Genomic DNA, 21,510 nt, shown 5'->3' with positions numbered 1-21,510 from the left:
GGCGGCCCGCCGGACCGGTTGAGCGCCGGGAATGAGCCTACGCGCGGTTCCCCCCTTCGATCACAGCAGCGAGCACTTCACTCATCAGAGGTGTCCTTTTCGTGTTTACGGTGCACGGAGTGAGGCCTGCGTCACACTCGTGGCAATCCGGCAAGTGACTATCACCTTGCTTTGCATGATTTCCACAGATCTTCCTCGAATTCTCCGCAGGGAGCGAGCCGCTTCTGCCCCCAGGCGCGCAAGCTGCGGCTCAGCTCGATGCTGAAGAAGTACGACCTGGGGGTGTGGCGCGAGCCCTGCGAGTAAGGCGAGTAATGCGAGCAACCGGCCGCGCCTACTCGTCCTTGGGGCAGTCGTACGACGTACCGCCCTGCCGCCACTCCTTCCCGGCATCGATGTTCTTCCCGGAGTCCCCGCACATCAGCACCGGCGCCGAGCCGTCCTTCCCGTGGTGCAGGACGGTCAGCAGTTTGTTGAGCGGCCGCTGGAGCGAGCCCGCCGCGAACAGCAGACGGCCACTGGCCCCCTCCAGGTCGAACGAGCCGCTGTTGATGATCTGCTGCACATTCGGCCGGGTCAGTTCGACACCCGCCGCGTTCGCCTGACTTGTCGCCTGGGCTAGCACCTGCACCGCGTCATGGGCGAGCGCGGCGTGCCCGTCGTTCAGCCACAGATCGGACCCGGTGAATTCCTCGGTGTAAGCGTCGTTGAACGCCTTCGCCGTCGCGCTGCGGTCCGGATGTCCGGCGGGCAGCATATGGGCCGTGTGATAAAGGTGCAGCCAGGACTTCCCCACGAATCCGCCGGAGAGCGCCGCATTGGTGAGCTCGTTCCCGCCCATCACGGTGAGGTCCTTGTTCGCGCATTTACTGAGGCTCTGATAAGTCTCCAGGAAATTGTCGAACTCCCGTACCCGAGACGTCCAGTAGACCAGCGTCTTGTTCTTTCCCGCGACCCTGCTGCACACCGCTTCCGCCACCTCCGACATGCTGAACTTCATGTCGAGGTCGGGCTCGTTCGGTACGACGACTCCGCTGTTCCCGCCGGGGATGTAGCCGATACGGCTGCCCGCTGAGGGGAAGGCCATGGCGAACTCCTTGCCGAGTTCGTCGCTGTACACATCGGTCGGATCGGTCACCACGGCAACGCTTTCCGCGGGTGCGCAGGAATTCTCTCCCGTACGCACCGTATTCGCGTTCTTCACGAACTCCGACACGACCCGCGCCTCCCGCTTGTTGTTCGGCGCGGCGCCGTGGTAATAACGCCCGACCTCCATGGCTTTCGCCGTGGCCGTGGAGCTGACAATGGGTATCCGGGCCGAGTTGAGCACGCGCAGCGCTCCGACCGTTTCCTTCCGGCTTTCGGTGAATCCCGTGACCCCGATGAGGTGCTGGTCCTTCTCCGCCTCGCGGACGATCTGCGCCGCCACCTTGCGGGCGTTCTTGAACTGCAATCCGGCGTCGTACGTCTTGATCCGCACCCATATGCCGTTGTCGTTGGCGGGCGCCAGCCGGTGCAGCGACTGCTGGGCCAGCGCGAGGCCGCGCAGTTCGGGGATGGCCGCGCCGGACTGCCGCTCGGCCGCGTTCGGCGCCACCGAGGCGCGGACGTGGGCGATGGTCACCGTCCGCTCGGGCTTCCCCCCGGTCTCCGCGATCTTGTTCTGCTCGGCGATCATCTTGAGCGCGTCGGCGTACTGGGCGGGGAGCGCGGGCGCGGCCGCTTTGGACTGCTGTACGTAGTCGGAGCCGGTGAGGCACTGCGTGTACGTATCCATGAAAGGGCTGCCGAGGTACGGGACGAAGGCGAGCTGTCCGGTGAGCCACAGGGCGACGGCGAGCGCCCCCGCTTCGAGGGCCAGTTCCCCGCCGGGCCGCAGCCGCACCCACGGTGTCCAGACCGGCAGCACCGTCACGCTGCGACCGCCCGGCTCCGGGCGCGGGAGCCGCACCTCGTAGGGCGTGGGGATCGCGCCCTTCGCGGGGTCGAGCCGGCGCGCCGCCTCCTCCAGCGTGCCGCTGCCGGGCGCCGCGTCGTGCGTGTCCGGCAGCGCGGCGATCACCACCGTGGCCGCGTTGGGACTCGGCCGCTGCTGGGCGCCGTACAGCCTGACGAAGCCCGCTACGGCCGTGCTGCCCCCGTCGCCGCCGTCGGCCGCCGGCCGCGTGCCGTTGAGCAGCAGCGCGTGGCGCGGGCGGCGGCGTCTGCGGCCCGGGTGGAGCAGCCCCTGGCGGGCGTGAGCGTACAGATCGGTCATCAGGGCCGCGATCAGCAGCCCGTCCCACCGGTCGATGTCCCGCGGAGTGCTGTCGGGCCGGACAGCCGCCTCCCACGTCCGGTGGAACTCGACGAGCGCGTCGGCGTACGTGCGCTTGCCCCGGTAGTTCTCCGGCCACAGCAGGCGGTAGCGTCTGCGCCGCGCGAGACGCCATTCCCAGCGGCGCTCCCAGAACTTGAGGTAGACGCGCTCCGCCACCGACCAGACGGAGCGGAGCGGCACGGTCATGAACCCCGCGTTGATGGTGGGGCCCGTGGTGTCCCTGGCCGGCAGTACGGCGGTCGCGCGCCCCCGGTGCCTGGCGAACACCCGGTCCGCCAGCTGGGCATCCGTGCCCGCCTGGTTGTCGGCGACGCATCGGAGCAGGTCGTAGGCGGGCAGCCGCAGCCTGCCCGCCTCGTCGGGAGCGTTCTTCTTCAGCTCCTCGGCGACCTTGGCGATCAGCTCGGTCCGGGAGCCCGCGCGCCAGTCGACATGGGCGTACGGAGTGCACGGCACGGTGCCCCGCGCCCTCGACGAGCGCTGAAGGCCCAGCTCCAGGGCCTCCAGGGCCTGCTGCGCCTCCTCCGCGCCGGTCCGCAGCACGATGGGCGGGTGCTTCGGGCCGCGTTTGGACAGCCGTGACCGGCTGCGCACCGCCTTGCGATAGGCCTCAGTGAATTCGCTGCTCTGGTCCCAGCCTGGAAACTCGGGCATCTTCTGTCTCCCCCGACAGCCGTGGGGGAAGAGCGTGCACCTTGCGATGACGGGCAGTCAACTGCCCTACGTTTCACTGGTGTTCATCTGTCACCCCAGCATCAGGACCACCAGCGCGGCCGTCGCCGCGGTCTCCGCGACACCGCCGAAGACGTCGCCCGTGACCCCGCCGAAGCGGCGCACGCAGTGGCGCAGCAACAGCTGCGCGGCGGCGAGTGCGGCCAACACGGCGGCGGCGTGACGCAGGGCGGCGTACGGGCCGAACAGCGCACCCGCGACGCCCGCGCAGGTGGCGGTCACCAGGACGGTGACCGCCACCGCGGTACGCACCGAGACCGTGCCCGCGACCGCCGCGCCCAGCCCGTCGGGCCGGGCCGGGGGCACGCCCGTACGGGAGGCGAGTGTCAGGGCGAGGCGGGCGGCGACGGCCGAGACGGCCGCGCCGACCGCGCCGTGGGCCCACCCGGCGGCGTACAGCTCGAAAAGCACCGCGACCTGGGCAAGCAGCACGAACAGCAGCGTGATGACGCCGAAAGGACCGATGTCCGACTGCTTCATGATGCGCAGCGCCTCTTCGGCCGGTTTGCCGCTGCCCAGGCCGTCGGCCGTATCGGCGAGTCCGTCGAGGTGCAGGCCGCGGGTGAGGGCGGCGGGTACGGCTGCGCCGGCCACGGCGGCGAGCAGCGGCCCCGAGCCGAGCAGCAGGAGTACGCAGCCGAGCGCCGCCGCGCACAGGCCCACGACGAGCCCGGCGAGGGGAGCGCACAGCATTCCGGCGCGCGCCGCCTCGCGGTCCCACCGGGTCACGCGCACGGGAAGCACGGTGAGCGTGCCGAAGGCGAAACGTATGCCGTCGCTGAGAAGAGAGGTCACGGCGCGCACGCTAGTCGCCGGAGACGGCCGGTAGGTTGCGCATAGCGCACAAAACCACACAGAGGGGGAGCGAGTGGCATGGGTCACTGGTGGTACCGCAACATCCTTGAGCCGGGAAAGCTCCCGCTGCTGCTGGCACTGCTGTCCTTCGTCCTCACGTTCGCGATCACCCGCACCATCACCCGGCTGATCCGGGCGGGCCGCGGCCCCTTCAAGAACGTCTCGCCCGGCGGTCTGCACATCCACCACGTGGTCCCCGGCATGATCCTGATGACGATCGGCGGCTTCGGGGCGGTGGCGACCAGCGCACACGGCGTCAGTTCGGCGCTGTGCGCGGTGATCTTCGGGATGGGTGCGGGTCTGGTCCTCGACGAGTTCGCGCTGGTCCTCCATCTCGACGACGTCTACTGGAGCGAACAGGGCCGGCAGAGCGTGGAGGTCGTGGTCGTGACCGCCGCCGTGGTGGGACTGGTCCTCATCGGATCCGTCCCGTTCGGGGTGGACCAGCTGACGCCGGACGAGCGGCAGAGCCGCGCCGCACTCATCCTCAACGTGTGCTTCAACTTCCTCCTCGCGGTGGTCGCGCTCAGCAAGGGGAAAGTCCTCACGGCCCTCTTCGGCACGGTCGTGCCCGTCGTGGCGCTCGTCGGCGCGATCCGGCTGGCGAAGCCCGGCTCCCCATGGGCGAAGCACCTCTACCGCCGGCGCCCCAAGGCCCGCGCCGGAGCGGCGCTGCGCCTCTGGCACCACGACCGCCGCTGGTCGGGGATCAGCCGCAAGGTTCAGGACGTGATCGGCGGGACGCCGGACCGGGCGCCGGAAGGGGTGCGGGACGGAACGCCGGACGGGACGGCGAAGGGGACGGCGGACGGAACGCCGGACCGGGCGCCGACGCGCGACGAGAAGTGAGCGAGCGCGCACAGCACCAGCACCGCGGCGATCGCCGCCAGATGCTCCTTGCCCGCGAGGTTGTTCTTGACGAACACCTCGACCACCATCGCCACGACCACCAGTCCCCCCGTCCAGTACGCCCCGTACCGCCGGCACACATAGACGGCGAGGCCGACGACCGCCGCGGAAGGGCCGGTGTCGACCACCTGCGCGTCGGAGGCGGGCAGCCCGAGCGGGCCGCCGGGGCCGAGCGCGATGCCGGCCCGCGCGTACAGCGTCCCGGCGAGCGTCGCGACGTACGCGACCATCAGCGTGCGCGCCCGCCCGACGCAGATCTCGGCGACGCCGAAGACCAGCAGGACCTGCGCGAGCGCGCCCCACACCGGCAGGTCGAGCGCGGGCACGAACAGCGACAGCGGCGTGCGCAGCAGCGACAGCCACAGCGGGTCCTCGGCGCGCACGAAACCGATGTCGTGGACGGGGCCGTGGCCCCAGGACTGGTGCTGTACGGCCTGGAAGAGCGCCGTAAGAGCGACCGCCACGAGCGTCAGCGGGACGGCCCGCCACGTCCGGGCGACGAGTGCGGTGCGTACGTCGGCGTACAGCGGACCCCACTCGCGGCGCGCGAAGCGCAGGGCCGTCGTCACCGTCACCGCCTCGTCTCCAGGTGCTTGCGGTGCATCCACTTGGGCAGGCCGGGCGCTTCGAGGAAGCCCTCGGCGCGGGCCGCCGCGATGCCGATGCGCAGCAGGTCGGAGCTCTTCTCGAAGAGCAAGAATCGGGGCTCCCAGATCGGCCGGTACTTGGCGTTGGCGCGGTACAGCGACTCGATCTGCCACCAGCGCGAGAAGAAGCTGAGCAGCGAGCGCCACATCCTCAGCACCGGCCCCGCACCGAGCTTCGAGCCACGTTCGAAGACCGACCTGAACATCGCGAAGTTCAGTGAGACCTGCGTGATCCCCATCTCCTTGGCGTGCTGGAGCAGCTCGATGACCATGAACTCCATCAGCCCGTTCTCGGAGTCGCGATCGCGCCGCATCAGGTCGAGGGAGAGCCCGCGCGGCCCCCACGGCACGAAGCTCAGCACCGCCCTGAGCTCCCCGGCGCCGTCGGTGCATTCGAGCATGACGCACTGCCCGTCCGCCGGGTCGCCGAGCCGCCCGAGTGCCATCGAGAAGCCGCGCTCCGTCTCCCCGTCGCGCCAGTCGTCCGCCTTGCCCAGCAGCTCGGCCATCTCGTCGTCGGGGATGTCTTCGTGGCGACGGATGCGGACGGTGTAACCGGCCCGCTTCACCCGGTTGTAGGCCTGGCGCACGGTACGCATCGCACGCCCTTCCAAGGTGAACTCGTCGATCTCGACGATCGCCTCGTCGCCCAGCTCCAGCGCGTCCAGTCCGTGCCGGGCGTAGATGGTGCCCCCTTCTTCGCCGGCGCCCATCACGGCGGGAATCCAGCCGTGCTCGCGCGCTTCCGCCAGCCACGGCTCGATGGCGCCCGGCCAGGCTTCCGGATCGCCGATCGGGTCGCCGGACGCGAGCGATACGCCGCCGACGACCCGGTAGGTGACGGCGGCCTTGCCGGTGGGGGACCACACGGCGCTCTTCTCGCGGCGCAGCGCGAAGTAGCCGAGGGAGTCGCGCTCGCCGAACTTGTCGAGGAGGGTACGGAGGCCGGCCTCGTCCTCCTCGGTGAGAGGCTCGACGGTCCTGCGTGAGCGGAAGGCGGCGTACAGGACGGCGAGGAGCAGCAGGGTGCTCATGACGTTGATGGTGACGTTGACCCAGCCCGGTGTGGTAATGCCCGCGAACCGGGCGTCTTCGGGGGCCAGAGACACCAGCCGCATCACGCCGTAGTGCCAGCGGTCCAGGAACGAGGCCCGGGTGTCGTCGGGCGCGGTGTTGCTGGCCGTGACGAGCAGGGCGGCGATCAGCGAGGTGACCAGCAGCCCGCCGACGGCGACGACGGCGGCCAGGGCGGGGTTTGAGCGGTCACCCTTGGCGTAGAACTCGCGTCGGCCGAGCAGCAGGGACAGGACGAAGGCGCCGGTCAGGACCAGGGAGACCCAGTTCTGCCAGTACTGCCGTACCTCGGGGAACAGCATCGCAAGGGCGAAGAGCAGGAAGAAGAGCCCGCCGAGTACGAGGTTGAGGATCCAGGCGGCGCGTTTGCGGCGGCGCATGGTGATCGCGAGGAAGAGCGTGAAGGCGCCGGAGGCGAAGCCCGCTGTCAGCAGGTACGGGGTGAAGTAGTCGTCGGTGTTGTGGCGTCGCAGATCCTGACCGAGCGAAACCCAGACGGCGCTCAGGAAGTTGATGAACGTGACGATACGCAGATACCAGACGGCGAATGCCGCGCTGCGGCGTGACCGGGGGGTGCGCCGGTTCCGCCGGTTCGTCGGGCTCGTTCGGTTCGTGCCTTCGGTGGCCAAGCGGACTTCTCCCATGAAACGCGATGATATGGGGCACCGTGCCGCGAAAGGTGCGGATGAGCGGCCGGCGGTGGCCGGCCGCACACACGGTCAGTCCGTTGAGTTTCCGGCCTCGCCGACGGTCTCTTCGACCGCCCCTTCGACCGTCTCTTCCTCTTCCTCGTCCGCCGCCCGCTCGGGCAACTCCGCCGCAAGGGCGGCGGCGGCCTGTACGAGGGGGAGGGCGAGCAATGCCCCAGTGCCTTCCCCCACAGTGACGCCCTGATCGAGCAGAGGGTTGAGTGCCATCCGGTCCAGTGCCTTGGCCTGGCCCGGCTCGCCGCTCACCTGACCCGCGAGCCACCAGTCCGGCGCCCGGAAAGCGGCGCGCTGGCCCACCAGGGCGCAGGCCGCGGACACCACGCCGTCGAGGATCACCGGCGTACGCCGCACTGCGCACTGCAGCAGGAAACCGGTCGCCGCGGCGAGGTCGGCGCCGCCGACGGTGGCCAGCAGCTCCAACTGGTCCCCGAACACCGGCCGGGCCCGGCGCAGTGCGTCGCGGATGGCGGCGCACTTGCGCATCCAGGCCAGGTCGTCGATGGGGGCGCCGCCGCGGCCGGTGACGACGGAGGCGTCCGTGCCGCACAGGGCGGCGATGAGGGTGGAGGCGGCGGTCGTGCCGCCGACACTCAGGTCACCGAGTACGACGAGATCGGTCCCGGAGTCGGCCTCTTCGTCGGCGATCGCCATCCCGAGACGCACGGCCTGCTCGGCTTCGTCGAGCGTGAGCGCGTCTTCGACGTCGATACGCCCGGAACCGCGCCGCACGCGATGGCGTACGACGTCGTCGGGCAGCAGCTCCGGGTCGCAGTCGAGCCCGGCGTCGACGATCCGTACGGTGGCGCCGGCACGGCGGGCGAGCACGGCGACGGGGCTCTCACCGTCCAGCACGGAACGCACCAGCCGGTGGGCGCCGCCGGCGGGACGGGCGGAGACCCCCAACTCGGCGACGCCGTGATCACCGGCGAAGAGAACGACACGGGGCCGCTCGATGGGCTTGACCCGTACGGACGCCTGTGCGGCCGACAGCCACTCACCCAGCTCGTCGAGCCGGCCGAGCGCGCCGGGCGGCACGATCAGCCGCTCCCGGCGTTCTTCGGCATCGCGCCGTACGCCGCCGTCGGGGCGCTCGATCAGGTCGGAGAAGTCGTCGAGGTTAAGCGAGCTCATTCGCCGAACAGTACCGGCACACTACCTGACGCCCAGTCAGGGGTACGGCCTCCCTGCGGGACGCTCCCCGCCCCGCGCCGCACCGCAAACCAGCCCGCCCGGAGGGCGTCCGGGGTCTGGGCCGGGGCGGGGGAAGGGAACCGCCCTCACCCCCGCAGCACAATCGTCTGCCCCGCCACAACCATCAACACCTGCTCGCACTCACCCGCGAACGCCGCGTTCAGCCGCCCAAGTTCGTCCCGGAACCGCCGCCCGCTCGCCGTAGCCGGCACAACCCCCGAGCCGACCTCGTTGCTCACCGCCACCACCGTCCGCCGAGTCGCCCGCACCGCCGCCACCAGCTCCGCCACCCGTTCCCCCAGCGCCCGCCGCCCGTCCGCCGCCCACTTCGCGTCGTCCCACGCCCCGACCCGGTCCATCGCGTCGGTCAGCCACAGCGCCAGGCAGTCGATCAGCAGCGGCGGCCCGTCGGCCGCCAGCAGCGGAGCCAGCTCGCACGTCTCCTCCGTACGCCAGGCGCCCGGCCGGCGGTCCCGGTGCAGACCGACCCGCTCCGCCCACTCCCCGTCACCTTCCCGCGTGCCGCTCGTGGCGACGTACACGACCTCGGGAAACGTCTCCAGGCGCCGCTCGGCCTCCACCGACTTGCCCGACCGCGCCCCGCCCAGCACCAAGGTCCGCCGCAGAACGTCGGGCACCGCGTGGTATTCCCCCACCACCACAGTCGTGCCGTCCGGCACAGCCCGCGCACCCGCCGCCGCGATCCGCCGCTCCAGCTCGGGGCCGGGCGGCACGTCGTGATCCAGGTGTACGGCGATGACGTCCGTCGTCGCACCCACCGCCCCCGCCGCCCGCAGCCGCGCCAGCGCGTCCGGCCGGCCCGTGATGTCGGCGACGACCATGTCGTACGTACGGCCGTCCGGGGTCCCCCCGGCCGGACCCCCGCCCGGCGGCAGGTACAGCAGCAGCTCGCCCTCGGGCGAGGTCACCTCGTACCCCGTGCCGGGCGAATCCATCGGGACGGCCCGCACCCGGTGCCCGCTGATCAGCGTCAGCACCCGCCCGTCCGGCACCCGCCCGGCCGCCGGCAGCCCGGCCGGCAGCTCCATCGGCGGCCCGTCGTGCGGGTGCGTCAGCAGCACCTGCCGTACGCCGGTGAGCGAGTGCCCGGCACGGGCGGCGGCCAGCGCGGCCCCCGGCGTCAGATCGAGCAGCAGCGCGTCGTCCACGAGCAGCGCGGTCGCCGCCCTGGCCAGCCCGCCGCGGGCGGTGGCGCACGAGGCGCAGGGGCAGTCGGGGCGGGGCAGGCCTGCCGGGGCCCCGGTGCCGAGGAGAGTCAGTTCCACGAGGACGATCCTCCCGCGTCCCCGCCGGTGATGCGCGCCCGGCTACTCTGCGGGGCAGGCTGTGCTGGACAAAAGCACGGGTGGGACCCGGGAGGCGAACATGGCGTGGACGTGGCGGTTCGAGAAGGCCGACGGTACGGAGGTCCAGCCGGCGGTGGTGCCGGAGGAGTTCACCACGCAGGGCGACGCGGAATCGTGGATCGGCGAGGTCTGGAAGGACCTGGTCGAGGGCGGCGCCGACCAGGTGGTGCTCTTCGACGACGGCACGAAGATCTACGGCCCGATGAACCTGCACGCAGAAGAAGCATGAGGGCTCAACTGCCCGAGGGCCTGATGACGGCCTGATCGCTCGCCCCGATCGCCGGAGAGGCTCCAGCAGAGCCTCTCCGGCGATCGAGGACTCGGGCCGCGTGCCCGCCTGCGCCGATGAATCGACGCTATTCGCAGAGAGCCGCCCGGCAGAACGCGGTGGTGGTGCCCCGGAACTGAGGGCCGCACCGCACCCTAGAGCTCGCCCAGCGTGACTTCCGCCGTGCGTCTGTTGTCGTCGCGTACGTAGTTCACCCGTACCTCGTCGCCCGGCTTGTGTGTGCCCAGGGCCTCCGCCAGCGAGGTGATCGTGGTGATCTCGGTGTCGTCGAGCGCGGTGATGATGTCCCCGGCCCGCAGGCCGGCTCTTGCCGCCGCGCCGCCCGGCTCGGCCGATACGACGGCGACCCCGGACGGTTCGAAGTCGTCGTCCACGACCGTACGGCCCGTGATGTCCAGCGCCGCCCGCCCCGAGTGGGTGACTCTGCCGTCCCTGACGATCTGGTCGGCGATGGTCCTCACCGTCGAGGACGGGATCGCGAAGCCGATCCCCGGCGCCGCGCTGCCGCCCATGCGGGGGTCGGTGGCCGCCAGGGTCGGGATGCCGATGACTTCGCTGTCGAGGTTGACCAGGGCGCCGCCGCTGTTGCCGGGATTGATCGCGGCCGAGGTCTGCACCATGTTCGCGATGGTCGCGCCCGTGCCGCCGCCAGGGCGCCCTTCGCTCACAGTCCTGCCGACGGCCGAGACGATGCCCTGCGTGACGCTGCTGGAAAGGCCCAGCGGGCTGCCCATCGCCAGCACGATCTGCCCCACCTCGACCCGGGACGAGTCCGCGAACCTCGCCGCTCTCAGTCCGTCCGGGACTCTCTCCAGCTTGATGACGGCAAGGTCCTGCTCCGGGTAGGCGGCGACCAGCCGCGCGCCGAGCACGGCGCCGCCCGTGGCCGACGTGACCTTGAAGTCTCGCTCCCGGCCGACCACATGGGCGTTGGTGACGACATGGCCCTTGTCGTCGTAGACGACACCCGAGCCCAGGCCCTCGGACGCGTCGATCTGGACGACCGAGGGCAGCACGTCCCTGATCACCTTCTGGTAGTCGCTCTCCAGGTCCTGCCGCGCGGCCATGGGCGCGCCCGCCTCCGCCGTTGACTTCATCGACGGCGGCGCCTGCGCCGACGCCGCACCCGAGTCGGAACACCCGCTCAGACACGCCAGTACGACCGCACAGGACGCGGCGGTCAGCGGCAGTGGAAGTGGCAGTGGCAGCGGAATCCGGCGGCGTGGTCTGCGGCCGTGGTCAGGTGATCCGTCCATGCCTGGAGTGTCCCTTTTGGGGGAATTCGAGGCCCGTGGGGAGGGTCCATCGGAGGGGCGTCGCCGGGGCTCGCTTCAGCCCCGTACGCCGCAAAGGTGCAGCAAGGCCGCGACCCGGCGGTAGGGATCGGTCCGGCTCGCGCGGTCCTCCAGGGCGAGCACCCGGTCCAGCTCCTCCGCCGGAAGCCGCGACGCGTCATTCGCGTCGCCCTCGACGTTGTCGGTGAAGACCCGCACGCCGTACCAGGCGTGCAGCGGGGCGGCGATCCCCGCGAGGGTCGCCGTCAGGGCGTCGAGACGGTCGGCGCGCACCGGCAGACCGAGCCGGTTGGTGTACGCGTCCGAGTCGAACGCGGCGAGCGCCCCGGCCCAGTCCCCGGCAAGGCCGGGCCGCATCGCGAGCGCGTCGGCGTTACGTACCAGGAGGGAAAGCAGGCCGCCGGGCGCCAGCATGCGGGCCAGGCCCGCGACCATGGCGTCGGGCTCCTGGACGTACATCAGCACGCCGTGGCACAGCACCACGTCGAAGCTTCCGGGCAGGAAATGCACCCCGGTCTCCAGGCCGTCGCCCTCGACCAGGCGCACCCGCTCGCGGATGCCCTCCGGCTCGCCGGCCAGCGCCTCGCGCGCCGCGACCAGCATGTCGGGGTCGGACTCCAGGCCGGTCACCTTGTGACCGGCCCGGGCCAGGCGCAGGGCCTGCGTGCCCTGGCCCATGCCGACGTCGAGGACGGCGAGCCGCCGGCCCACCGGGAAGCGGGCCGATATCTGCTCGTCGAGCTGACGCGCGACCAGTTCCTGGCGGACGATGTCGCGCAGCCCGCCGGTGACCTTCAGCCAGTCGGCCGCAGCACCCGCGAATCCGGAGATGTCAGCGCTCAGGGTCGTTCCCCGCGCTTGACCTGGGGCTTCGGCAGGCGCAGGCGGCGCATCTGGAGCGTACGCATCAGGCCGTAGGCAACGGCGCCGCGCTTCGGCTCGTTCGGGAAGCGCTCGTTGAGCTGCTTCTTGAGCCGGATGACGAGGCCGATCGAGTCGACGACGATCATCACGATCACACCGAGCCACAGCAGCAGTGCGATGTTCTGGATGTTGCTGACGCGGACCATGCTGAGGACGAGGATCACCACCGCGAGGGGCAGGAAGAACTCGGCCACGCAGAAGCGGGAGTCGACGAAGTCGCGCACGAAGCGACGGACGGGGCCCTTGTCGCGGACCGGCAGGAAGCGCTCGTCTCCGCTCGCCAGTGCCTCCCGCTGCCTTGCCAGGTCCGCACGGCGGGCCTCGCGCTGACGCTTCATCGCCTCCTTGCGGTTCGACGGAGCCGCCGCCCCGTTGCGGCGCTGCGACTGTGCGACAGCGCGCTTCGGGGTGGGGCGGCCCTTCGGGGCCTGCGGATCACGGGACGCTTTGGAGAGGTCCACCTGCACCTTGTCGGTGGGGGCCTTCTCTTCCTTGGAGGAACGGCTACGGAACACAAAGACCAAGGGTACGGGGTACGGCGCATGGACACCGGCCCGCAGGGGAACGATCCCGCAACGGTCCGTTTCCCCGACTGTCATCGACCGTCACCTACTCCCTGAGCTGGAGTCCGGCGGACGGTAGTCGTCCTGGAGGAGGAGCGCATCGGCCCGCGAACAGTGCGGTAATGGATGCAGGGCCCGTAGTGTGGGTTCAAGTGCTGGAGCTGGAGTCCGTAGTCCGTCAGAAGGGGGCGCGCGAAGCCCATGAGCGGTGTCATGAAGCGTATGGGGATGATCTTCCGCGCGAAGGCAAACAAGGCCCTTGACCGGGCCGAGGATCCGCGCGAGACCCTCGATTACTCGTACCAGAAACAGCTTGAGCTGCTTCAGAAGGTACGTCGCGGTGTCGCCGACGTGGCGACGTCGCGCAAGCGGCTCGAACTGCAGCTGAGCCAGCTGCAGGGTCAGTCCTCCAAGCTGGAGGATCAGGGACGCAAGGCGCTCGCGCTCGGCCGGGAGGACCTCGCCCGCGAGGCGCTGTCCCGCCGTGCCGCGTTGCAGCAGCAGGTCACCGACCTGGAGACGCAGCACCAGACGCTCCAGGGCGAGGAGGAGAAGCTGACGCTCGCCGCGCAGCGCCTCCAGGCCAAGGTCGACGCCTTCCGTACGAAGAAGGAGACCATCAAGGCGACCTACACCGCCGCGCAGGCGCAGACCCGGATCGGCGAGGCCTTCTCGGGCATCTCCGAGGAGATGGGCGACGTCGGCCTGGCGATCCAGCGGGCCGAGGACAAGACCGCGCAGCTCCAGGCGCGGGCCGGCGCGATCGACGAGCTGATGGCGTCCGGCGCCCTGGACGACCCGACCGGGATGGCGAAGGACGACATCACCGCCGAGCTGGACCGCATCTCCGGTGGTACAGATGTAGAGCTGGAGCTGCAGCGCATGAAGGCCGAGCTGGCGGGCGGTCCGGCGGCGCAGCAGCAGGCGCTCGAAGGCGGCTCGCAGGACGGGACGCAGGCGCCGCAGACCCAGCACAAGTTCGACAAGCAGTAGTCCGGGCCGCCGCACTCCGCGAAGGAGCACGTCGTGATCGTACGGATCATGGGGGAGGGCCAGGTGAAGGTGGCCGACAGCCACTTCACCGAGCTGAACAAGCTGGACGACGAACTGCTCGCCGAAATGGAGAGCGGGGATGAGTCCGGCTTCCGGAGGACGCTCGGTGCGCTCCTCGACGCGGTACGCCGCTTCGGGGAGCCGCTGCCGGACGAATCCCTCGAACCGTCCGAGCTGATCCTCCCGTCCGAGGACGCGACGCTGGAAGAGGTCCGCGAAATGCTCGCCGGCGACGGCTTGATCCCCGGTTGATCCCCGGCTGACCGTCCGCACAGCGGCCCCGTCCACCCGAACGCCGTACCGTTGCGTGACATGACTGCCCTCGGTACGGGATTCACCCGCTCCCGGTGCTGGCTCCGCGCACATCCCCTCGCCCTGGACGCCGCTCTGGCGCTCGGCGTCCTGGTGACGATCGTGATCGGCTCCTTCGCCGACCCGCACGGCGGCCCCAACGGCCCGACCTTCGGCACCCGGACCCCCGGACTCCGCAGCATCGTCCTAATGGTGCTCGGCTCCGCCGCCCTGGTTTTCCGCCGCCGCAGGCCCATGGCCGTTCTCGCCTTCACCGGCGTCGTCACGGTCGCCGAGCTCGTCGCGGGCGACCCGCCGGCCCCAGTGGTGAGCGCCGTCATCGCGCTCTACACGGTCGCCTCCCGCACCGACCGCCCCACCACCTGGCGCGTCGGCCTGCTGACGATGACCGGCCTGACCGCCGCCGCGATGTGCTTCGGCAGCGGCCCCTGGTACTCCCAGGAGAACCTCGGGATCTTCGCGTGGACGGGGATCGGGGCGACCGCCGGTGACGCCGTACGCAGCCGCCGGGCCTTCGTCGACGCCATCCGCGAGCGCGCCGAGCGAGCGGAGAGGACCCGCGAGGAAGAGGCCCGCCGCCGCGTCGCGGAGGAGCGCCTGCGCATCGCCCGCGATCTTCACGACGTCGTCGCCCACCACATCGCGCTGGTCAACGTCCAGGCGGGCGTCGCGGCCCACGTCATGGACAAGCGCCCCGACCAGGCCAAGGAAGCCCTCGCGCATGTACGGGAGGCCAGCCGCTCCGCGCTGAACGAGCTGCGCGCCACCGTCGGCCTGCTCCGCCAGAGCGGCGACCCCGAGGCCCCGACCGAACCCGCCCCCGGTCTCGGCGTGCTCGACCAGCTCCTGGACACCTTCCGGCACGCGGGCCTCCCGGTGGAGGTCGCCAGGCCCGACAAGGAGGTCGCGGCGCCGCTGCCCGCCGCCGTCGACCTCGCGGCGTACCGGATCATCCAGGAGGCCCTGACCAACGTCCAGAAGCACGCGGGCGCGCACGCCAAGGCCGAGGTCAGCGTGGTCCGCGTCGGCTCGTCCGCCGAAGTCACCGTGATCGACAACGGTGGGGGGACGGAGAGCGCGGGCGACGTGTCTGAGGGTGGCGGCCACGGCCTCCTCGGCATGCGCGAGCGCGTGAGCGCACTCGGGGGGACCCTGACGACGGGGCCCCGCTACGGCGGCGGCTTTCGCGTACATGCGATCCTGCCGTTCAAGGCGCGCACGGGGGACAACACGGGGGAGAGCACAGTGGAGAACACGGTGGAGACCGCATGACGACGGCCACGAGCAGCATCAGGGTGCTGCTCGCCGACGACCAGGCGCTTCTGCGCAGCGCGTTCCGTGTCCTGGTCGACTCCGAGCCGGACATGGAGGTCGTCGGCGAGGCCGCGGACGGCGCCGAGGCCGTCGAACTCGCCCGCTCGCTCGGCGTCGACGTCGTCCTGATGGACATCCGCATGCCGGGTACGGACGGCCTCGCCGCCACCCGCATGATCAGCGAAGACCCGGAACTGTCCGCCGTGCGCGTCGTCATGCTGACGACCTTCGAGGTCGACGAGTACGTCGTGCAGTCGCTGCGCGCCGGTGCCTCCGGCTTCCTCGGTAAGGGCGCGGAGCCGGACGAGCTGCTGAACGCCATCCGTATCGTCGCGGCCGGTGAGGCGCTGCTTTCGCCCGTGGCGACGACGGGCCTGATCGCCACGTTCTTGAAGCAGGCGAGTGCCCTTGGGCAAGGCGGCACCGCGGACGACGACGAAGCCGCGGCGGCCCGCACCGAACGGCTTTCGGCACTGACCGTGCGCGAGCGCGAGGTCCTCGTCCAGGTCGCGGGCGGCCACTCCAACGACGAGATCGCCGAACAGCTGGTCGTCAGCCCGCTCACCGTCAAGACCCATGTGAACCGGGCGATGGCGAAGCTCGGGGCGCGCGACCGCGCCCAATTGGTGGTAATCGCGTATGAATCGGGCCTCGTACGGCCGAGGGTGGAGTGAAGGTGTAGCGGCGCGTACTCCAGACGCGGTATGCGCCGCATAAGAAAGGGACCTGGGAGCGAGGAATCGCCCTCCCCGTGTGGCTGATCGTATAAACGGGGCGCGCTCGACTGCCTCTCCTGCCTCGCACGCCACAGAAGAGAGACCACCCATGTCCTGGCTGTCCAGATTCAGCCTCGCTCAGCGGGCGCTGATCGGTCTGATGTCGATCATCGCGATCGTCTTCGGCGCCATCGCGATACCGCAGCTCAAGCAACAGCTGCTGCCCACCATCGAGTTCCCGATGGTGTCCGTGCTGGCGCCGTACCAGGGCGCGTCCCCCGATGTGGTCGAGAAGCAGGTCGTCGAACCGCTCGAAAGCACCATCAAGGCAGTCGACGGCATCACCGGCGTCACCTCCACGGCGAGCGAGGGCAACGCCGTGATCATGGCCCAGTTCGACTACGGCAACGACACCAAGCAGCTCGTCGCCGACGTCCAGCAGGCCGTGAACCGCTCCCGCGCCCAGCTCCCCGACGACGTCGACCCCCAGGTCGTGGCCGGCTCGACGGACGACATCCCGACCGTCCTGCTCGCCGTGACCTCCGGCCAGGACCAGCAGGCGCTCGCCGAGCGGCTGGAGAACTCCGTAGTCCCCGTACTCGAGGACATCGACGGCGTCGGCCAGGTCACCATCGACGGTGTGCGCGACCTCCAGGTCGCCGTCACCCCCGACGACAAGAAGCTCGCGGCGGCCGGCCTGAACGCCGCCGCGCTCGGCCAGGCCCTCCAGGCGGGCGGCGCGACCGTCCCGGCCGGTTCCTTCGCCGAGGACGGCAAGAGCCGCACGGTCCAGGTCGGCGGCGGCTACACGTCGCTGAAGCAGATCGAGGACCTGCGCGTCACCGCGACGCCCACGGGTGAGGGCAAGCCGCCGAAGCCGGTACGCCTCGGTGACGTAGCCACCGTCAAGGAGCAGCCCGCCACCGCGGTTTCCATCACCCGTACCAACGGCAAGCCCAGCCTGTCCCTGGCCATCACCATGGACCAGGACGGCAGCGCCGTCGCCATCTCCGACGCGGTCAAGGACAAGCTCCCCGACCTGCGCGACAGTCTCGGCTCCGGCAGCGAGATCGCGGTCGTCTTCGACCAGGGCCCGGCCGTCTCCAAGTCGATCTCCGGCCTGACCACCGAGGGCGCCCTCGGCCTGGTCTTCGCCGTCGTCATCATCCTGGTCTTCCTCGCGTCGGTCCGCTCGACGCTGGTCACCGCCATCTCCATCCCGCTGTCGGTCGTCCTCGCGCTGATCGTGCTGTGGACCCGCGACCTGTCGCTGAACGTCCTCACGCTCGGCGCGCTGACCATCGCGATCGGCCGCGTCGTCGACGACTCGATCGTGGTCCTGGAGAACATCAAGCGTCACCTGGCGTACGGCGAGGAGCGCCACTCGGCGATCATCACCGCGGTCAAGGAGGTGGCCGGCGCGGTCACCGCCTCGACGCTGACCACCGTCGCCGTCTTCCTGCCGATCGGCCTCGTCGGCGGCATGGTGGGCCAGCTGTTCGGCTCGTTCTCCCTCACCGTCACAGCGGCCCTGCTCGCCTCGCTGCTGGTGTCCCTGACCGTGGTGCCGGTCTTCTCGTACTGGTTCCTGCGTCCGCCCAAGGGTTCCGAGGGCGTGTCCGCCCCGGCAGACGCAGCCGAGCTGCGCCGCAAGGCGGAGGAGAAGGCGGCGCGCAGCCCGCTCCAGCGGATGTACGTCCCGGTCCTGCGCTTCGCGACCCGCCGCCGCCTGATGAGCCTGGCCATCGCGGTCGTCGTTCTCATCGGTACGTTCGCCATGGCCCCGCTGCTGAAGACCAACTTCCTGGACGAGGGCGAGCAGGACACCCTGTCCGTCACCCAGGAGCTGAAGGCCGGCACCAGCCTGGCGGCCGCCGACGAGGCCGCCCTGAAGGTCGAGAAGGCGCTCGACTCGATCGACACGATCAAGGACTACCAGGTCACGGTCGGCTCCTCGGGCTTCGCGGCCGCCTTCGGCGGAGGCACGGGCGCCAACCAGGCGACGTACCAGCTGACCCTCAAGGACGCCTCCGAGTCCGAGGCCACCCAGAAGCGGATCGACGAGGAACTGGGCAAGCTCGACGGCATCGGCGACACCACGATCGGCGCGGGTGGCGGCTTCGGCAGCCAGGACCTGAGCGTCGTGGTCAAGGCCGGTGACGGCGAGGTGCTGAAGAAGGCGTCGGAGCAGGTACGGGACGCCATCGCCAAGCTCGACGACGTCACCGACGTACAGAGCGACCTGGCCCAGAGCGTGCCGCGGATCTCCGTCCAGGCCAACGACAAGGCGGCCGCGGCAGGCTTCAACCAGGCCACGCTCGGCGCGGCCGTCACCCAGGCGGTGCGCGGCACCACCTCGGGCAAGGCGATCATCGGCGACACCGAACGCGAGGTCGTCGTGAAGTCGGCCCGGCCGGCGACCACGATGGACGAGCTGAAGAAGCTGAACCTCGGCCAGGTCAAGCTCGGCGACATCGCCGACGTGAAGCTGGTCGCCGGGCCGGTCTCCAAGACCCGGATCGACGGCGCCCGCGCCGCGACGATCACGGCCAAGCCGACCGCCGACAACACGGGCGCGGTGACCGCCGCGCTCCAGACGAAGATCACCGAGCTGAAGAAGGAGCTGCCGGCGGGCGCGAGCGTCGAGATCGGCGGCGTCTCCTCCGACCAGAACGAGGCGTTCGCCCAGCTCGGCCTGGCCATGCTGGCGGCCATCGCGATCGTCTTCATGCTGCTGGTCGCGACGTTCCGCTCGCTCGTCCAGCCGCTGATCCTGCTGGTCTCCATCCCGTTCGCGGCGACCGGCGCGATCGGCCTGCTGCTCGCCACCGGTACGCCCATGGGCGTACCGGCGATGATCGGCATGCTGATGCTCATCGGCATCGTGGTCACCAACGCGATCGTCCTGATCGACCTGATCAACCAGTACCGCGCCCAGGGCCTGGGCGTCGTCGAGGCGGTCCTGGAGGGCGGGCGTCACCGCCTGCGGCCGATCCTGATGACGGCACTCGCGACGATCTTCGCGCTGCTGCCGATGGCACTGGGCATCACCGGCGAGGGCGGCTTCATCTCGAAGCCGCTGGCGATCGTGGTGATCGGCGGTCTGATCACCTCGACGCTGCTGACGCTGCTCCTGGTGCCGACGCTGTACGCGATGGTGGAGCTCCGCAAGGAGCGCCGCGCCAAGAAGAAGGCGACCAAGCGCGCGGCGAAGGCGGGCGCCTGGGCCCAGGCGGACTCCGCCTCGGACGAGCCGGAGCCGGCGAAGGTCTGACCGGCGTACGCCACCTGATTCCGCACAGCAGCGAGCCCCGGCTCCCCTCACCAAGGGGGGCCGGGGCTCGCCCCGTTCTCAGTCTTCGGGTACCTCGGGCGGTCCCTCGGGGATGGCGTGCACCTCGACCGGATCGTTTCCGGGCTTGCCGCCAGGGCCGGGACAGGCCGACGCCCGCGCGGCGATCTCCAGGGCCCGGTCCTCGTCTTTGACGTCGACCACCCAGTAGCCGGCCAGGATCCGCCCGGGCGCCGCAGGCCCGTCGGTCACCTTCGCCCGCCCGTCGTCCGTCGCCCGTACGGTCTTGACCATCGCGGGGCCGCCGAGACCGCGCGCCTCCACCAGCTCGCCTGCCGCTCCGATCTCCTGGTTGAGCGCGTCCATGTGCGCGAACATCGCCAGCATGTCTTCCTTGGAGAACGACGACATCATGCCGTCCCACTCATCGGCAGGCACGTTCATCTGGATCATGTACTGCATGTTCCTCACCCTTCCGGGGTGGTGATGGCCTTGTGCAGTGGTAGACGTCCGGGCGCCGCAGAACTCATCGCCTCCAACGGTTGCAGGTAAGCCACAGCCCCGCACCCGGTAACGCAGGTAAGGGGCACCCCGCATTGCGGGGTGCCCCTTACCTGGACGTACAAGAAGCGGGAGACGCGGCTACGGCAGCGCCAGCATCCGCTCCAGCGCGAGCTTCGCGAACTGCTCGGTCTCGCGGTCGACCTCGATGCGGTTGACCAGGTTGCCCTCGGCCAGCGACTCCAGGGTCCACACCAGGTGCGGGAGGTCGATGCGGTTCATGGTCGAGCAGAAGCAGACCGTCTTGTCGAGGAAGACGACTTCCTTGTCCTCGGCCGCGAACCGGTTGGCGAGCCGGCGCACCAGGTTGAGCTCGGTGCCGATGGCCCACTTGGAGCCGGCCGGGGCCGCCTCCAGCGCCTTGATGATGTACTCCGTCGAGCCGACGTAGTCCGCTGCCGCCACGACCTCGTGCTTGCACTCGGGGTGCACGAGGACGTTGACGCCCGGGATGCGCTGGCGTACGTCATTGACGGACTCGACCGAGAAGCGTCCGTGCACCGAGCAGTGCCCGCGCCACAGGATCATCTTCGCGTTCCGCAGCTGCTCGACGGTCAGGCCGCCGTTCGGCTTGTGCGGGTTGTAGAGCACGCAGTCGTCCAGCGACATGCCCATGTCCCGCACGGCGGTGTTGCGGCCCAGGTGCTGGTCGGGCAGGAAGAGAACCTTCTCGCCCTGCTCGAAGGCCCAGTCCAGCGCGCGCTTGGCGTTCGACGACGTACAGATCGTCCCGCCGTGCTTGCCGGTGAACGCCTTGATGTCGGCGGAGGAGTTCATGTACGAGACGGGCACGACCTGCTCGGCCACTCCGGCCTCGGTCAGTACGTCCCAGCACTCGGCGACCTGCTCGGCGGTGGCCATGTCGGCCATCGAGCAGCCGGCCGCCAGGTCGGGCAGTACGACCTTCTGGTCGTCGGAGGTGAGAATGTCCGCGGACTCGGCCATGAAGTGCACGCCGCAGAAGACGATGTACTCGGCCTCCGGCTTGGCGGCCGCGTCCTTGGCCAGCTTGAAGGAGTCCCCGGTGACATCGGCGAACTGGATGACCTCGTCACGCTGGTAGTGGTGACCGAGGATGAAGACCTTGTCCCCGAGCTTTTCCTTGGCGGCGCGGGCGCGCTCCACCAGGTCCGGGTCGGAGGGCGACGGCAGGTCGCCGGGGCAGTCGACACCCCGCTCGCTCTTGGCGTCGGCCTCGCGGCCGAGCAGCAGCAGAGCGAGCGGCGACGGCTGGACATCCAGTGGCTGGGCGGTGGTCACGACACGCACCCTTTCTTGTCTGCGAACACGCTTTTCGTCGATTTGACGTTATCTATCATAACCGCTTCATGTCACTTTGACGATGTCGATGTCGTCGATGTGACGAATTCCCGTTGCCACGCGCGC

At 70.3% G+C, this 21,510-nt stretch carries 17 protein-coding genes and 1 pseudogene; 8 read left to right on the top strand and 10 right to left on the bottom strand.

The window, feature by feature from the left end:
• Positions 1 to 216: 216 nt before the first annotated feature.
• Positions 217 to 306 (top strand): annotated as a pseudogene (locus J7E89_RS41225) (endo alpha-1,4 polygalactosaminidase); the annotation flags it as partial.
• A 28-nt stretch (positions 307 to 334) separates the two neighbouring features.
• On the opposite strand, the gene J7E89_RS29665 reads toward J7E89_RS41225, so the two are convergent.
• Positions 335 to 2,974 (bottom strand): hypothetical protein, encoded by a 2,640-nt coding sequence (locus tag J7E89_RS29665; protein WP_214977539.1) that lies wholly within the window; start codon positions 2,972 to 2,974, stop codon positions 335 to 337.
• 90 nt (positions 2,975 to 3,064) lie between these two features.
• Complete coding sequence (cobS, locus tag J7E89_RS29660; protein ID WP_214977538.1) at positions 3,065 to 3,847, bottom strand: adenosylcobinamide-GDP ribazoletransferase; 783 nt, start codon at positions 3,845 to 3,847, stop codon at positions 3,065 to 3,067.
• A 78-nt stretch (positions 3,848 to 3,925) separates the two neighbouring features.
• Here cobS and J7E89_RS29655 point away from each other — a divergent pair, with 78 nt between their 5' ends.
• Positions 3,926 to 4,756 carry a hypothetical protein gene (locus tag J7E89_RS29655; RefSeq protein WP_374196910.1) on the top strand — a complete coding sequence of 277 codons (831 nt, stop codon included), beginning with the start codon at positions 3,926 to 3,928 and terminating at the stop codon, positions 4,754 to 4,756.
• A gap of 631 nt (positions 4,757 to 5,387) precedes the next feature.
• Here J7E89_RS29655 and J7E89_RS29645 read toward each other — a convergent pair.
• The 3 genes from J7E89_RS29645 to J7E89_RS29635 all read right to left on the bottom strand — a co-directional run bounded on the left by J7E89_RS29645 (position 5,388) and on the right by J7E89_RS29635 (position 9,724).
• Positions 5,388 to 7,181, bottom strand: a complete 1,794-nt coding sequence (locus J7E89_RS29645) for a phosphatidylglycerol lysyltransferase domain-containing protein (RefSeq protein WP_214977537.1) — start codon at positions 7,179 to 7,181, stop codon at positions 5,388 to 5,390.
• A 75-nt stretch (positions 7,182 to 7,256) separates the two neighbouring features.
• Positions 7,257 to 8,378: a nicotinate-nucleotide--dimethylbenzimidazole phosphoribosyltransferase gene (gene cobT, locus J7E89_RS29640; RefSeq protein ID WP_214977536.1), complete on the bottom strand. Its 1,122-nt coding sequence runs from the start codon at positions 8,376 to 8,378 to the stop codon at positions 7,257 to 7,259.
• 146 nt (positions 8,379 to 8,524) lie between these two features.
• Complete coding sequence (locus J7E89_RS29635) at positions 8,525 to 9,724, bottom strand: bifunctional adenosylcobinamide kinase/adenosylcobinamide-phosphate guanylyltransferase (protein ID WP_214977535.1); 1,200 nt, start codon at positions 9,722 to 9,724, stop codon at positions 8,525 to 8,527.
• Positions 9,725 to 9,824: 100 nt separating this feature from the next.
• On the opposite strand from J7E89_RS29635, the gene J7E89_RS29630 reads away from it, so the two are divergent.
• Positions 9,825 to 10,034 carry a hypothetical protein gene (locus tag J7E89_RS29630; RefSeq protein ID WP_214977534.1) on the top strand — a complete coding sequence of 70 codons (210 nt, stop codon included), beginning with the start codon at positions 9,825 to 9,827 and terminating at the stop codon, positions 10,032 to 10,034.
• Between the two features lie 194 nt (positions 10,035 to 10,228).
• Here the strand turns inward: J7E89_RS29630 and J7E89_RS29625 are convergent, their stop codons facing one another.
• From J7E89_RS29625 to J7E89_RS29615, 3 genes are all read right to left on the bottom strand, one after another.
• On the bottom strand, positions 10,229 to 11,350 hold the full coding sequence (locus tag J7E89_RS29625; protein ID WP_214977533.1) for a S1C family serine protease: 1,122 nt from the start codon (positions 11,348 to 11,350) through the stop codon (positions 10,229 to 10,231).
• 75 nt (positions 11,351 to 11,425) lie between these two features.
• Positions 11,426 to 12,169: a bifunctional 2-polyprenyl-6-hydroxyphenol methylase/3-demethylubiquinol 3-O-methyltransferase UbiG gene (locus tag J7E89_RS29620; protein WP_214977594.1), complete on the bottom strand. Its 744-nt coding sequence runs from the start codon at positions 12,167 to 12,169 to the stop codon at positions 11,426 to 11,428.
• 59 nt (positions 12,170 to 12,228) lie between these two features.
• Positions 12,229 to 12,828, bottom strand: a complete 600-nt coding sequence (locus tag J7E89_RS29615; RefSeq protein WP_214977532.1) for a DUF3043 domain-containing protein — start codon at positions 12,826 to 12,828, stop codon at positions 12,229 to 12,231.
• A 261-nt stretch (positions 12,829 to 13,089) separates the two neighbouring features.
• Between J7E89_RS29615 and J7E89_RS29610 the strand changes: the two genes are divergently transcribed.
• The 5 genes from J7E89_RS29610 (at position 13,090) to J7E89_RS29590 (ending at position 19,545) form a co-directional block, all read left to right on the top strand.
• Positions 13,090 to 13,869 (top strand): PspA/IM30 family protein, encoded by a 780-nt coding sequence (locus J7E89_RS29610; RefSeq protein ID WP_214977531.1) that lies wholly within the window; start codon positions 13,090 to 13,092, stop codon positions 13,867 to 13,869.
• 33 nt (positions 13,870 to 13,902) lie between these two features.
• Complete coding sequence (locus J7E89_RS29605; RefSeq protein WP_214977530.1) at positions 13,903 to 14,181, top strand: hypothetical protein; 279 nt, start codon at positions 13,903 to 13,905, stop codon at positions 14,179 to 14,181.
• A 60-nt stretch (positions 14,182 to 14,241) separates the two neighbouring features.
• Positions 14,242 to 15,513 carry a sensor histidine kinase gene (locus tag J7E89_RS29600; RefSeq protein WP_214977529.1) on the top strand — a complete coding sequence of 424 codons (1,272 nt, stop codon included), beginning with the start codon at positions 14,242 to 14,244 and terminating at the stop codon, positions 15,511 to 15,513.
• Positions 15,510 to 16,229 carry a response regulator transcription factor gene (locus tag J7E89_RS29595; protein WP_214977528.1) on the top strand — a complete coding sequence of 240 codons (720 nt, stop codon included), beginning with the start codon at positions 15,510 to 15,512 and terminating at the stop codon, positions 16,227 to 16,229. Before J7E89_RS29600 ends, J7E89_RS29595 begins: the two co-directional genes overlap by 4 nt.
• Before the next feature lie 151 nt (positions 16,230 to 16,380).
• Positions 16,381 to 19,545: an efflux RND transporter permease subunit gene (locus tag J7E89_RS29590; protein WP_214977527.1), complete on the top strand. Its 3,165-nt coding sequence runs from the start codon at positions 16,381 to 16,383 to the stop codon at positions 19,543 to 19,545.
• A gap of 78 nt (positions 19,546 to 19,623) precedes the next feature.
• Here J7E89_RS29590 and J7E89_RS29585 read toward each other — a convergent pair whose 3' ends face one another.
• Positions 19,624 to 20,025 (bottom strand): YciI family protein, encoded by a 402-nt coding sequence (locus J7E89_RS29585; RefSeq protein ID WP_251061235.1) that lies wholly within the window; start codon positions 20,023 to 20,025, stop codon positions 19,624 to 19,626.
• Positions 20,026 to 20,205: 180 nt separating this feature from the next.
• Positions 20,206 to 21,393: a quinolinate synthase NadA gene (gene nadA, locus J7E89_RS29580; protein WP_214977526.1), complete on the bottom strand. Its 1,188-nt coding sequence runs from the start codon at positions 21,391 to 21,393 to the stop codon at positions 20,206 to 20,208.
• Positions 21,394 to 21,510 lie beyond the last annotated feature (117 nt).

Origin of the sequence: Streptomyces sp. ISL-100 (assembly GCF_018614615.1) — a bacterium.
Taxonomy (GTDB): domain Bacteria; phylum Actinomycetota; class Actinomycetes; order Streptomycetales; family Streptomycetaceae; genus Streptomyces.
Note: the sequence above shows the minus strand (reverse complement) of the source record. Positions and strands in the feature narration are given on the sequence as shown.

Coding starts and splice junctions, on each gene's coding strand:
- J7E89_RS29665 (WP_214977539.1), bottom strand. CDS start 2,974: ATGCCCGAGTTTCCAGGCTGGGACCAGAGCAGCGAATTCACTGAGGCC.
- J7E89_RS29655 (WP_374196910.1), top strand. CDS start 3,926: ATGGGTCACTGGTGGTACCGCAACATCCTTGAGCCGGGAAAGCTCCCG.
- J7E89_RS29645 (WP_214977537.1), bottom strand. CDS start 7,181: ATGGGAGAAGTCCGCTTGGCCACCGAAGGCACGAACCGAACGAGCCCG.
- cobT (WP_214977536.1), bottom strand. CDS start 8,378: ATGAGCTCGCTTAACCTCGACGACTTCTCCGACCTGATCGAGCGCCCC.
- J7E89_RS29630 (WP_214977534.1), top strand. CDS start 9,825: ATGGCGTGGACGTGGCGGTTCGAGAAGGCCGACGGTACGGAGGTCCAG.
- J7E89_RS29625 (WP_214977533.1), bottom strand. CDS start 11,350: ATGGACGGATCACCTGACCACGGCCGCAGACCACGCCGCCGGATTCCG.
- J7E89_RS29610 (WP_214977531.1), top strand. CDS start 13,090: ATGAAGCGTATGGGGATGATCTTCCGCGCGAAGGCAAACAAGGCCCTT.
- J7E89_RS29600 (WP_214977529.1), top strand. CDS start 14,242: ATGACTGCCCTCGGTACGGGATTCACCCGCTCCCGGTGCTGGCTCCGC.
- J7E89_RS29595 (WP_214977528.1), top strand. CDS start 15,510: ATGACGACGGCCACGAGCAGCATCAGGGTGCTGCTCGCCGACGACCAG.
- J7E89_RS29590 (WP_214977527.1), top strand. CDS start 16,381: ATGTCCTGGCTGTCCAGATTCAGCCTCGCTCAGCGGGCGCTGATCGGT.
- J7E89_RS29585 (WP_251061235.1), bottom strand. CDS start 20,025: ATGCAGTACATGATCCAGATGAACGTGCCTGCCGATGAGTGGGACGGC.